Source organism: Paraburkholderia humisilvae (genome assembly GCF_902859855.1).
GTDB lineage: Bacteria > Pseudomonadota > Gammaproteobacteria > Burkholderiales > Burkholderiaceae > Paraburkholderia > Paraburkholderia humisilvae.
The window spans coordinates 1-12,757 of the sequence record NZ_CADIKH010000103.1 but is presented as its reverse complement, the minus strand read 5'-3'; the positions used below and the strand labels follow the sequence as shown (position 1 = coordinate 12,757).

At 57.9% G+C, this 12,757-nt stretch carries 9 protein-coding genes and 3 pseudogenes; 4 read left to right on the top strand and 8 right to left on the bottom strand.

Annotated elements, in window-relative coordinates:
- Positions 1–212 precede the first annotated feature (212 nt).
- Together HV796_RS37695 and HV796_RS37690 are read right to left on the bottom strand one after the other, a co-directional pair.
- Complete coding sequence (locus HV796_RS37695) at positions 213–2,057, bottom strand: carboxymuconolactone decarboxylase family protein (protein WP_175232921.1); 1,845 nt, start codon at positions 2,055–2,057, stop codon at positions 213–215.
- A gap of 251 nt (positions 2,058–2,308) precedes the next feature.
- Positions 2,309–2,712, bottom strand: a pseudogene (locus HV796_RS37690) (transposase); the annotation flags it as partial.
- 16 nt (positions 2,713–2,728) lie between these two features.
- Here HV796_RS37690 and HV796_RS37685 point away from each other — a divergent pair.
- The 4 genes and pseudogenes from HV796_RS37685 to HV796_RS37670 form a co-directional block, all read left to right on the top strand.
- Positions 2,729–2,845: pseudogene (locus HV796_RS37685) on the top strand (IS5/IS1182 family transposase); the annotation flags it as partial.
- 116 nt (positions 2,846–2,961) lie between these two features.
- Positions 2,962–3,372 carry a helix-turn-helix domain-containing protein gene (locus HV796_RS37680; protein WP_246356276.1) on the top strand — a complete coding sequence of 137 codons (411 nt, stop codon included), beginning with the start codon at positions 2,962–2,964 and terminating at the stop codon, positions 3,370–3,372.
- On the top strand, positions 3,369–3,818 hold the full coding sequence (locus HV796_RS37675; protein WP_175232920.1) for an IS630 family transposase: 450 nt from the start codon (positions 3,369–3,371) through the stop codon (positions 3,816–3,818). Before HV796_RS37680 ends, HV796_RS37675 begins: the two co-directional genes overlap by 4 nt.
- A 94-nt stretch (positions 3,819–3,912) precedes the next feature.
- A pseudogene (locus HV796_RS37670) lies at positions 3,913–4,059 on the top strand (IS5/IS1182 family transposase); the annotation flags it as partial.
- A 105-nt stretch (positions 4,060–4,164) separates the two neighbouring features.
- Here HV796_RS37670 and HV796_RS37665 read toward each other — a convergent pair.
- From HV796_RS37665 to ccrA, 6 genes are read right to left on the bottom strand one after another with little or no spacing between them, the layout of a single operon-like run.
- Positions 4,165–5,175, bottom strand: a complete 1,011-nt coding sequence (locus HV796_RS37665; RefSeq protein ID WP_175232922.1) for a beta-ketoacyl-ACP synthase III — start codon at positions 5,173–5,175, stop codon at positions 4,165–4,167.
- 59 nt (positions 5,176–5,234) lie between these two features.
- On the bottom strand, positions 5,235–5,588 hold the full coding sequence (locus HV796_RS37660; protein WP_175232919.1) for an acyl carrier protein: 354 nt from the start codon (positions 5,586–5,588) through the stop codon (positions 5,235–5,237).
- A 4-nt stretch (positions 5,589–5,592) separates the two neighbouring features.
- Positions 5,593–5,985 carry a hypothetical protein gene (locus tag HV796_RS37655; protein ID WP_175232918.1) on the bottom strand — a complete coding sequence of 131 codons (393 nt, stop codon included), beginning with the start codon at positions 5,983–5,985 and terminating at the stop codon, positions 5,593–5,595.
- A gap of 1 nt (position 5,986) precedes the next feature.
- On the bottom strand, positions 5,987–6,505 hold the full coding sequence (locus HV796_RS37650; protein WP_175232917.1) for a MaoC family dehydratase: 519 nt from the start codon (positions 6,503–6,505) through the stop codon (positions 5,987–5,989).
- A gap of 22 nt (positions 6,506–6,527) precedes the next feature.
- The gene (locus HV796_RS37645) at positions 6,528–10,451 is read right to left on the bottom strand and encodes a type I polyketide synthase (RefSeq protein ID WP_175232916.1); all 3,924 of its coding nucleotides are present in this window, start codon (positions 10,449–10,451) and stop codon (positions 6,528–6,530) included.
- Between the two features lie 14 nt (positions 10,452–10,465).
- The gene (ccrA, locus tag HV796_RS37640) at positions 10,466–11,770 is read right to left on the bottom strand and encodes a crotonyl-CoA carboxylase/reductase (protein ID WP_175232915.1); all 1,305 of its coding nucleotides are present in this window, start codon (positions 11,768–11,770) and stop codon (positions 10,466–10,468) included.
- Between the last annotated feature and the right edge of the window lie 987 nt (positions 11,771–12,757).

Below are 12,757 nucleotides of genomic sequence, written 5' to 3'. Positions count from 1 at the left end.
ATTTGCCGTGCCCCTTGACGAACCAGTTCGTCCAGACCAAGCCCGACTCCCGATAGACCGACCACTGCTTTTTCCGTATCCTTGCTCATGGTGGATGGTTTGATTTTTTGCTGGTTTCCGACTTCGACAATCAGATTCTCAGCTGAAACCTCCACCGCTTTCAACTTCCCGCCTCAACTCCCCCGTACACCACTTTCGACTTTAGCTCTGTCTTAGGTGAAGGGACGCTCTTCACCAGTCGCATGCGCATATCCCATCGCCTGCTTAACCGCCTCAAAACCCGTATAAGGAAGCATCAACTCCATGGCTTCGACGATCTCGCACCATTGCACACCAAGGTCGATCGCCGTATTGACATGACTTTCAAGCGACTCCGTGTCGACCGTACGCCCTGTTGCCGTCAACGCTGCAATGATGGCAATTTCCCTCGTCTTTCCGTCAAGCTTCCCCGATCGACCGACCGTCTTTGCTCCGAAAAATTCAGTGGTATAACGCGCCAGGACAGCACCTATATCGTCCGCAACGTTGAACTTCTGTTTACACGATGTTGCGCATCCCTTATGGGCCAGCGCCCCCGGAACCGGAGAAATAGCTTGCACTTCGAACACTTCGCGGGCTATCGGATCCTTGGGTATCGGAGGCAATCCTTCTTCGTCGAAGCGATCAAAGACTTCCAGCACCGGCCCCGCTACAGCCAATGTCATCGGCCAACCAATGTATCCCGTCATCTGAATCAAGACCTCGACCAGTTGGGCCCGAGTCCAACCCATCATGAGGCATCCCTTGATGTGCTTGCAGACCGCCGCAACCTGGTTTCCCTTCGTCATTGCCATGGCTAGCGTAGCGAGCTGTCGGTCCTTTACGGAAAGACCCGGTCGACTCCAAATTTCGCCATACACAAACTTCGAGATAAGTGTAGCCAGCACTGGCTCAATCCTGCCTCCGAGCGCGTCGTGGGCCACCATGAGCGTCAAGACTTCGGCTGGAATCTCTCGATTGCCACTCGGCAATTCGTCACGAGAAGATTCGGGGTCGATCTTATGCTCACGTAATACGTCACTAACCAGCCTTAGCGCGTTCGACACCGCGGGAAAGCCCGCATACACTACGGCGTGAAGCACCGTTTCCACCAACTCTCGCGCACTCCAGCCCGTATTCAACATTCCTGCACAGTGGAATTTGAGCGCCGAAGTTGCATTGCCTAGAGTGACTAGTGTTGCGACCGTCGCAAGTTCGCGACTCTTCAGAGTAAGGGCCGGGCGACTGATAAGATCAGCGTACCCTGTCTCCACGAGCAAGACGCCGAAATCGGGCGATAGGCGATTTAGCGTTTGGATGAATTTTTTATAGTTTTCGCCGCTAATGGCCTCGAGCGTCAACATCCCCTGATCAAATCTCGAAGGAGGGGACGCTGTGTCAAGTCCCTCGTTCGGCCAACACACGCTTGTGCGTGACGCTGGTGGATATTCGCGATTTTCTCGCTCACCCTGCCTCAAGGCATCCTGGAGCAAAGCAATCCATTCGGGAAAGTAGTCTCCTTCAATGCCGGTGATAAGATCGCGATCCAAGACGGCACCGCTCGGTGTCGTTTCAACATACTCCGCTCCCGCGAGCCGCACGTCGGACGCAAGTTCGGGGTTACATGTGACGCGATGTCCACGAACGACGTCTGCTGCAATAAGTGACTGCACGCCGCCGCACACACCTATAACATGCTTACCAGCTTCCCCGGCGAACAACCGGATGATCTTCAATACGTGATCGTCCTGAAGAAAGGATTGTGACGTTCGGCCCATAGCAATAACGAGCGCGTCAAATTCCGACAACGTTGCATCCGCAAGAGTGGCGTTAAGCGTCACTGAAGGCTGCTCTATAACAGAACCCCCGGTCGCGAACAAGCTCTTAGCTCTTGACAATCTGACTTTGTCCCCCGCTTTTCTCCGAGGACTCGCTACATGAACGACGTATCCCAACAGTGGGAGCACTCGAAGTGGTGTGAGAACTTCGCGAGCGTCAATGATATCGTCGATGAAAAGCAGAATATTTGCGCCTGACATGAAATTCTTCCGTTGGCATCTATTTCGATACTTACTCTGACAGTGCGCCCGCTTCAGACTGCGGAAGAGAGGCGCGCCGCGTGGCCCTTGTGCTGAAGTGCATCGACAACTATCGAGCCAACCACATGAATGCGGCACGTCATCGTGCCACACTCAAGGAACATCTCGCCGCACGGCAGGGTTGGACTGTCCCCGCCGAATTCGAGAAAATTTCCTGGTAAGATTATCGATCCAACAATAAAATGTTGGAATCAAGCGGCATAGCGAACGGGATCATGCTGAAAGTATCGCCGGATGCATTCGGGTTGTTTCTGAACGACCTTGTAGTAGTGCATGGTGGCCTTGACCAGTTGCAGCTTGGCGCGCGTTGGTGTGCGGCGTGTCACGCTTTGCCAGAGGTCGGCATTGGCCATCTCCGTTGGGGGGGCAGCTCAGAACTGTAACTGGGCAGACAGAACGCCTCGATCCGGTCGCGATGCCTTTCCAGCCAGGCATTCACGGCCTTGCCGTGAAGTACACGCAGATTGTCCAGAATCAGGAAGATCTTTTTCTTAGCCCCGGTAATCAGCCGTCGCATGAAGTCGATCAGTATGCCGGTGTTCAACGCGCCGTCGAAGATCTTCCAGCGCATCTGTCCTTTATTCGTCACGGTGGAACGTCATTTACGGCGACGCGGCTACGACTCCAACATACATCGCCGGCGCTTGTGTGATCGTGGCATCAGACCGGTGATCGCACGGCGTCGAACCGAACATGGCAGTGGTCCGGGAAAATTCCGCTGCGTGGTAAGTGTTTCTGGTAAAACGGTTTGACTTTGGCTAACCTGGCGTTTTGTTCGGAGCCGGGGTCGTGGATGAGGTGTGTCGTAGCGTTGAACGCCCTGGAGGAGCTGACGTTGCAGCAGATGTCGATCAACCACCGTCATCGGGACACACGGGCACGCGCGGCTGGCCTGCTGATGCTCGGACGTGGCCTCAAGCCCCGCGCCATTGCCGCGCAACTGGGTGTGAGTGGCCAGAGCGTCTACAACTGGTCGCACGCATGGCGCGCGCGGGGCATATGCGGCTTGATGGGCGCACATAACGGCGGCCGGCATGCGCTGCTGACTGAAGCCCAGATCACTGTGGCCCTTGAGATCGCCCGCGCCGAACCGCTGAGCCTTGGCGGCATTGCCCAGCGCATGCAAGTCGCGCTTAACGGGCCGCTGCCTTGCAAAGTCGAAACGCTGGGCGAAGCGCTCAAGCGCAACGGTTTTTCTTTCAAGCGAAATCGCTACACGCTCAAAAAAAGCGCAACGAAGAAGCATTCGCCATGAAACACGCCACACTCGATAAACTCCAGCAGGCTGCACGCGAGCACGCCGTACGATTGCTGTATCTCGATGAGGCGGGCTTCCATGCATCGCCGCCGGTTCAGCGTAGCTGGTCACCACGGGGCTTGCCTCACCGGGTCGAACCGAACCCTCACTGCCGCCGCAGCGTGATCGGCGCACTGGACTTCGGCGGGAACGCTCTGATCCACGCCTCGCATAGCGGCACCATCAAAGCCCCGGATGTCGAGTGCTTCATCGACGGTGTGCTCGCCACCGGGAACGGTCTGCCCACGGTGATCGTGCTGGACAATGCCAGCATCCATCACAGCATCAGTGACGCGACGCGCCAACGCTGGCTGCTCCAACATAAGGTCATCCTGTTTTACCTGCCAGCCTATAGCCCTGAGCTCAACATGATCGAGATCGTCTGGCGGCACCTGAAATATTGATGGCGCCGTGCCATCACCTGGACACGCGACACCATTGATGCCCAACTCGCCGAACTGCTGCGCGCATACGGCTCCGAATTTCAAACCAATTTCTCGTGAATACTTAGAACGGACTCACTCGTGGCTCCAAAATTTCCGGCGTCTTCGTATCCGTTTCGATCGTCGTAGCGACATTCAGGAAGCATTCCTCAAATTTGCTTGCGCATTCGTCTGCCGCGACATATTCAAACGAGCGGAGTAGGCCTTTTGAAGTGGCCTTTTGGTCTACGCCCATCAACTTGACAGAGCCGGCAGGACAGGGTTTCCCACCTGTTGGCAGCGCCCGGGGGCACGAATACAGACGCTGTTACCATCGGATCAACGCAGATCCCCACGTAAAGCCGGCACCCATTGCTACGGTCAGCACTAGATCGTCCGCTTTAATGCGGCCGTCATCCACCGCATCGGTCAGCGCGAGCGGAATCGACGCCGCTGAAGTATTTCCGTGATGGCCCACGGAAAGTACGATCTTTTCCTTCGGCAGACGCAGCTTTTCGCCCAATGTCTCGACGATGCGCCGATTTGCCTGATGAGGAACGACCCAGTCGACGTCCACTTGCGTCAAGCCGTTCGCCGCGAGCGCTTCTTCCGCAGCCTGAGCGAGGTTGACGACCGCATGCAGAAAGACCTCGCGGCCGACCAGATGCATCTTTCCGGCTGTTTGCGTGGAAGACGTGCCGCCGTCCGTGTAGATCTTGTCCTGATGCCGACCGTCGGAATAGAGATGCGTCGACAGGATGCCCTTTTGTTGCGTTGTGTTCTCTTCGTAGCGCACGGCCCGCAAGACCACGGCGCCGGCGCCGTCCCCGAACAGCACACAGCTATCGCGGTCGCTCCAGTCGAGAATGCGCGACATCGTCTCCGCCCCAATCACCACAGCGGTGCGCGCCTGACCGAGCCGCACCATGTTGTCGGCAACGGACAACGCATACACGAACCCTGAACACGCGGCCTGCACATCGAATGCGATGCCGCGCGTCATGCCGAGTCCGCCCTGAACGCGCGTGGCGGTCGACGGCATCGTGCGGTCAGGCGTGCTCGTGGCGACGACGACCAAATCGACGTCGGCACCGCACATGCCCGCACGCGTGAGCGCTGACTGAGCCGCGCGCAGTGCGAGATCGGAGGTGTTTTCGCCGTCGGCAGCAATACGGCGCTCCTTGATGCCGGTCCGTTGCGTGATCCACTCGTCCGATGTGTCGACTGTCGTGGATAATTCGTGGTTCGTCACGCGGCGCTCGGGGAGCGCCGATCCGCAACCGGCTACCTGCGAGATCCATTCTGTGCGTGCATTCGCGTTTGCACGCACGAGGGGCATCAGGGCATCGGGACAAGTCGCTTTCGCCATGTTCGTGCTCGCTAGTGATGTGTTCGGGGCTACCAGTCCATCGCGGTGTCACTCACCTGCTTGCTTAGCGTGGCGCCGCCGCCGTCTGTTTTGGACGTGGACGCAGGCTCGATTCGGCTAACCAAGTAGCCGGCGAGAGATGCAAAGGTCGGATAGTCGTAGAGGACAGTCTCATCGATCTTCGTGCCGATCCGTTCTTCAAGGAAGAACGCGAGTTCGACCGAGTGAAGCGAGTCGAAGCCCGCGTCGGAGAACGTTTGATTAAGATCGGTCGGCACTTTCAGGTCGTGCGACTCGGTCCATTCCGTGATCCATGCGATGATCTTGTCCACCGTCACATGGCCCGCGCCATTCGTGGACGTAGATTGAAGTTCGGTGCTCATGGGTTCAACTCCTCAGGGGCGAAATAAAGGGAGAAAACAGATACAAAAACGTGTCGATGGTCACGACGCTTCCGGCTTTATGGGCGCGTTCGAATCCCCGCGTGAGCGTCTTGATGATGGACAGTGCGACCCCATAGTACGACTGTGCGACGTGAAAGAGAGATGGATTGACTGTTGCCGAGGACGCCACGGCGGTAAAGAGGTGCTTGCGGTTTGCGATCAGTTCAGCTCTGGAGCCCGCACATCGGTTCAACACGGGCGGCTGCTCGTACGTGTTGCGCTGGAATGTTTCTAGATTCGAATGATGGGCGGGCGAAGCGAACGGACGATCGGTTAAGAGCGAGGCGAGCTCGGCGCCGTAACCGCTCTCCTTTCCATGAATAAACTCTTTCAGCATGCTAGGCCTCGCGTGACATAAGCGGGTTTTCAAGCGCATCGGCGTGCGGCAACGACGAGTCAGCGGGCTTCTGTCTCGCGGTAGCAGCTACTGCCGCAAACGAGGTCGCCATGATAAGCGCCTGACCCGATATCACAACTTCGTCTTTAACCTTACAGATTGTTCTCAGCAGCACGCGGCGCATCTGCGTGATGATCTCGGACACGGTGATCGTCGCGTCGACCGTATCGCCGAGTCTCACGGGACGCATGAACTTCAGGTCCTGCGACAGATATACCGATCCAGGTCCCGGCAGTTGGCTCGCAATCGCGGCCGAAATCACGCTCGCGGCCAGCATGCCGTGCACAATGCGGCCGCCAAACGGAGTGGCGCGCGCGTATTGCTCATCGAGGTGCACGGGGTTCCGGTCGCCGCATGCATCGGCAAAAAGCAGCACGTCCCGTTCGATCAGTTGCTTGCGATACGTCGCGCTCATGCCGACGTACAAGTCTTCGATATCGTAACCGCCAAGCTCGTTCATCGTCTTGTCCTTTGCTTACTCTTCACGCTTCCGTTACAAGCATCAAATGTTGGCCATCGACCGTGCCACCACTGAGGAAGCGCGCGAGATGTGCGGCGCAAGGCCTGCGAATGATCGAGTTGTGATCTTCGTCGAACGCGTTCATGGTGATCTTGCCGTTGGTCAGTGCGCGTAACTGCGAAAGTACGTGCTCGGCCGATACATTGTCCTTTCCTCGCGTAGCAAATGCATACGTAATGCTCGTATGCAGCCGTTGCGGGTGGTGTAGCGATAGCGCGGCTGCACCCGACGCATGCAGGCGTGCGATATGCGCAAAGATGTCCGGGTTCGCGCGACTGCGGACGTCTGACAGGTAGAAGTCTTGATCCAACATCGCGTCGAAGCGGGCGTCGGCCAACAGCATATCGACAAGACGAGGGCCTTCATAGCAATCGAGCTCGGCGACAAGCGCTTTCAAACGCGAGGCAAATTTACCTTCGTAAAATGGGCTGTCGATGAGCAGAAGTGGCGGCGTTTCGATATCGTCCGACTTCCATTGTGCGGCGATTTCGAGTGCGACGAGCCCGCCGAACGACCAGCCGCCGAGCAGGTCGGGAGCACGTTTTAGTGTCTTTTTCAACGCGGACCGGTAGAGCGAAGCCAGTTCTTTAATCGACAGATAGCCGACCACGACGTCCTGATCCGAGTACGGATGCCGAATCGCAACAACCGATGGATCACCGGGCCACGATGCCGCGAGCTCCTGGTAGCACAGCACGTCTCCGCCGACCGGATGCACGAGCGCAATCACAGGGCCATCGCCTTCGCGCAGCGGCACGACGAGCGAACGTTCGTCGATGTTGTTGGGGTTGCTTGTGGATGGCTGTGCGTCACCCGCCTTCGTGATCGCAGCGCCGGAATTCATCGAACCCGACGTCGTGCGCGACTGCGAAGATGCGATATAGCCCGCGATCGTCACAAGCGATGCGCCTCTCGCGAGCATCGACATAGGGGGCATTTTGCCGAGCGTTTTATGTAGCCGGATGCGCAACTCCGTTAGTGCGAGCGAGTCCATACCCTGTTCTACAAGCGCGACGTCATCGGCAAACGAAGTCGTATCAGATGCGACCGAGGCGGCAATAGAGCGAATCAGGCCAAGTAACGCTTGCCGGTCTGCATCGCCGGATGCATTCGCTTCATCGCCCGCGATCACAACCGCGTTCACTGGTGTAGTATCGCCCCTGACGACTTCATCGATGTCGGCGATCACCCGTCGAGCTGTCGCAGTATCGCACGCCCCCGCAAGCTTGCGCTCCGGAAACGGCAACTCGAAGCGCTCGTCGTCGAACGGATACGTGGGCAATTCCGCAGGCCGTGGCGGCTTGCCATAAAGCTTGTCCCAGGTGATCTCATGGCCGAGGCTGTAGAGCCGCGCGCATGCGTGTGCGAAGCCCGTCAGCTCGGTTTCCTCGTCACCGTCCGGCCCGTCGGCTAACGAAGACACCGCGCATTGCCAGTCGGACGTAGCAGCACGCGCGAGCTTCGAAAGCGCTGCGCCAGGACCGACCTCGATAAAAGTGGAATTGCCATCGAGTGCCGCGAGCAGGGCTTCGTGAAATCTTACGGGCTGCTCGACAAGGTCGAGCCAATGGTTGACCTTGTCGATACTATCCGTTGCCAGCTGCCCGGTCAGCGTCGAGATGATCGGAATGCGTGGGGGCTTAAGTGTCAACGGTTGCAGTGTGCTGCGAAACGCGTCATACATCGAATTGAGCATTGGCGAATGGCCAGGTGTATCGTAGGTCTTCAGCACGGATACGCGCTTACCCAACGCGACCATCGCGCTTTGTACTTTCTGTACCGCCCCCCGCGTGCCGCTGACGACCGTCTGTTCGGGTCCGTTGATACCCGCGACAAACAGATCCATACCGAACTCGAACTGCGCGTGCAGCTCTTGAACGCTCGCGGCGATCGCAAGCATTGCGCCTCGCGGCGTTTGCGTGTCAAAAAGCCTGCCGCGCGCTTCCACGGCTTTGAGTCCGTCCTTGATCGTCATCACGCCCGCGATTACTGCCGCGACATGTTCGCCAAGCGAGTGGCCTATCAGAAGATCGGGCGTCTGCCCGAGCTCGATCCACGTGCTAGCCAACGAGAAGCACACAATGAAGTGCGCAAGCTGTCCCGGGTGATGACGCACCGACGACGGATCGTTCCCATGAATCGCGGTCAGCACATCATGCGCCGTATCAGTATCGAGCTCGCGCAGACATGTATCCGCGATGCGCCGAAAGATCGAATTGCCCGCGTAGAGCTGCGCGCCGATCCCGGGCTGCCATGCACCTTGCCCCGGAACCAGGAAAACAATCCGTTTCTTCTTTGGTGTCTCGCCGGCGTGCCATTTGCCCGATGGATTGGCGCTAAGGAAATCGTCGATCGCGTCAATGAAATCTTGATTCTTCGAGCCGACCAACGCGAGCCGGTGATTGAAGTGATCGCGTCTAACGCTTGCCGTGCAGCAGATAGCACGCAGCGGCGCTGCCGTGTTTTGCAGCAGGTTTCTGTATTCGATGGCAAGCTGTTCTCTTGCCTTCGACGTGCGGCCCGAGAGCGTCAGCACGCGTTCGCGCTCGGCATTTGCGGCGTTAGCGGTATCCGGCTGAACGTCATGGGCCGCAAGGATCAGATGAACGTTCGTGCCCGTAATGCCGAACCCGCTGACGCCCACTACCGGCCTGGCGCTATCGAGCGCGGCTCCTTCGCGTGGAACATCGAGTTGCGTGCCGTCCCAAAGGAACCGCGGATTCGGTTTCGCGAAGTTGACCTGTGCCGGTACGAACCTGTGTCGTAGAATCAGCATCGCCTTGATAATGCCGGCCATTCCGGCAGCGCCCTCGAGGTGGCCGACCTGCGACTTTACCGATCCGACGAGAATCGGCTTCGGTCGCTCAACCGACCGCGTATAGACATTGCGCAGCGCCGACAGCTCAATCGGGTCACCTAACGACGTGCCCGTGCCATGAGCTTCGATATATTCGACATCTTCAGGGCGCACGCCGGCCCGAGCGAGCGCATGCCTGATCACCGCTTCCTGTGCCGTGCCATTGGGTGCGGTGAGGCCGTTGCTCGCACCATCGCTGTTTATTGCGGAACCAGCAAGTACCGCGTCGATGCGGTCGCCTTGCTTGAGTGCTTCATCGTAGCGTTTAAGGACGATCACGCCGCCGCCTTCGCCGCGTATATATCCGTCGGCGGCCGCGTCGAAAGGGCGGCAATGGCCGGAGGGCGACATCGCTTGCAGACGCGCAACGCCAATTGTCTCCTCGGGTCCCAGAATCAGATTGACGCCTCCGGCTATCGCGATGTCGCAATCATCAGTGCGCAAACTTTGTGCAGCAAGATGGATGGCAACCAAGGACGACGAGCATGTCGTGTCGACGAAAACCGCGGGTCCGTTAAAACCGAGCACATGCGCAACGCGCCCCGGCGCCATCGCGCGCAGGTTTCCCAGTTTGGAGTACGTCGTAATGCCTGAAGGATCGCCGGACCAGATTGTTCTGCGACCATAGTCGGCTTCGCCCGTCGTCATGAAGAGGCCGACGCGCTTGCCGCGCAGCCGGCTCGGCGCGATGCCGGCGTTTTCGAGCGCCGCCCATGTGAGCTCGAGCATCCAACGCTGCTGCGGGTCCATTTCGATCGCTTCCGCTGCGGAAATGCGGAAGAATTCGCGGTCGAAATGAAACGGGTCGTCGACGTAGCCCGCAACGCGCGAGTAGGTCGTACCTGGCTCATCGGGATCGGGCGAATAGCAGGCGTCGATATCGAACCGTTCGCGCGGCGTTTCGCGAATTGCCGAACGCCCCGAGTTCAGAAACTGCCAATAGGCGGATCCGGTGGAGTTCCCGCCCGGGAAGCGACAAGCCATGCCGACGATCGCCAGCTGCCCGACGTTTGTATTCGATTTTTCCATATGCGTTTGCGCACTCAACGCCGGCGGACGGCATCACGATCTTCGCTGCCGCTTGCCTGCACGAGCACGGCCATATTGCCAGGCAGGTGTCGGTTCGAGCGCATTTTGGCATGTGCATGCGGCAGCTGGCTCCACGGAAATACTTCGGATAGGCAAGGATCGATGCGGCGGCTGATCACTAGCCGGTTCGCTTCAGCGGCTTCCTTGAGGCTTGCGAAATGACTGCCCTGAATGCGCTTCTGGCGCATCCAGATGTACCGCGCGTCGCATGTGAGGTCATATCCGCTTGTCGCCGCGCAAAAGACGACCATGCCGCCGCGCTTCACCACGTAGCACGAAACGGCAAACGTATTGTGACCTGGATGCTCGAACACCATGTCGACGTCCCGCTTTTCGCCGAGCGCTTGCCAGATAGCCTTGCCGAATTTCTTGACCCCCTCGACGTATGCGGCGTACTCCGAAACGGCATCGATCGGCGGCGGCGTACCCCAGCACGAGAAGTGTGAGCGGTTAATCACACCCACCGCACCGAGGCTTTTCACGAATCCGGCTTTCGAATCGTCCGATACGACAGCAACCGGGCGCGCACCCGCAAGTGCAGCCAGTTGTATCGCCATCGTTCCGAGGCCGCCCGCGGCGCCCCAGACAAGCACGGAATGCCCGGGCCTCAGCACATGGGGCTCGTAGCCAAACAGCATCCGGTAAGCGGTCGCGAGTGTGAGCGTGTAGCACGCGCTGGCGGACCATGTCAGATGTTTCGGGCGCGGCATCAATTGCGTCGCTTGCACGCGCGTAAATTGCGCGAACGAGCCGTAAGAAGTCTCGTATCCCCAGATGCGCTGCGAAGACGAGAGCATCGGGTGACCGCCATTGCATTCCTCGTCCTGGCCGTCGACCTGTGAGCAATGCACGACGACCTCGTCGCCGACTTTCCACTGCGTGACGTTGGCGCCGACGGCCCACACGACGCCGGACGCGTCCGAACCAGCAATGTGATACGGATCACAGTGCAAATCGAGCACCGAAAACGGTTGGCCGAGCGCGGCCCATACGCCGTTGTAATTGACACCTGCGGCCATCACGAGAACGAGCACATCGTCTACGCCGACCGCCGGCACGTTCACGATTTCCTTACTGAATGCCGAGACCGGTTCGCCATGGTTTTCGCGGCGGATCGTCCACGCATGCATTCGGTACGGTACGACGCCCAATGGAATCGCGTCTCCGATATCGAAGAGATAGGGACGATCGCTATGCTCCCGAAGATCGCTCCCTGACGGTGCAGTGTCCGCATCCGCCCTTGCGGCAACATATTCCATGGTCTGTACCTTATTTGAATTAAAAGGCGCATGCTGCGCAATTTAATAATTAGATCGTAAACTCGAAACTGTTCGGATAGATAGGTCCAATAGTTCAGCTGTCGTGCCGATAACACGTTGATCGTTTTTTTTGACATTCAGTTAGTTAGCCAAATAATCACGAGAACGTTCAGAATGTACGGAGCTAGACGATAGTGTTCATAAATAATTGAAGGAGAGGCTTCGTTTTCGCATGCAGAATTTCAGAAGAATCTGTTAATTGACGAGGCAAGGCAACGCCATACGCGTCGGAAGCGCTTGATCACATTGCACTGGCGCCCAAGAGGACTGGAGCCATCGTAGACGCGCTCCCCGAATATCGCAAGGCAGTCAAGCCAGTCCACGACAGTTTCTAACAGATTTCAAACGAAACAATCAATTAGCATGACATTTCATGTAAATTATGCGTTGAGAATGTTTTATCATTTGCGGGCAATGTACATGAATGCACGGGTTCGAATATGTGATGGAATTGTTCACTCGGGAATCGCTATTTTTCTTGTCGAGGTCGTCAGGGCGTGCAAAAACACCATAGGCCCATTGATCGGGCGCACCGCCATTGGCGCAGCGTAGTCTGCGGCGGCCACACTGTCGGCCTGACGTGAAGTTGACACAGAAAAGCGGACATCTATCCAGCTGCCGCCCGTCACGAAGTGTGCAAAATCCGGAAGAGCAATTTCAGACGCGGCATTGACTGTCCGTGAGGGCTACGATGCACGCCGTGTTTGGGTTCCCGATGTTTCGAGTGAGTTCGGCGAGCGCACGCGTCAGACGGAAAAGATCATGGCATGGCATCTCTTCCGGTGCTGTTCGGCAAGTGTGCAGGGGGCCGGGAGGGGCTCTGGTGCAAATAGTTTCGGTGAATCGGTTAAAGTAGCCGGCCATCAAACTGGTAGCCGGTGATGAGCAAGCGAAAAGGTCTGGAGGGGCTGTTCGGTGGACGGCATT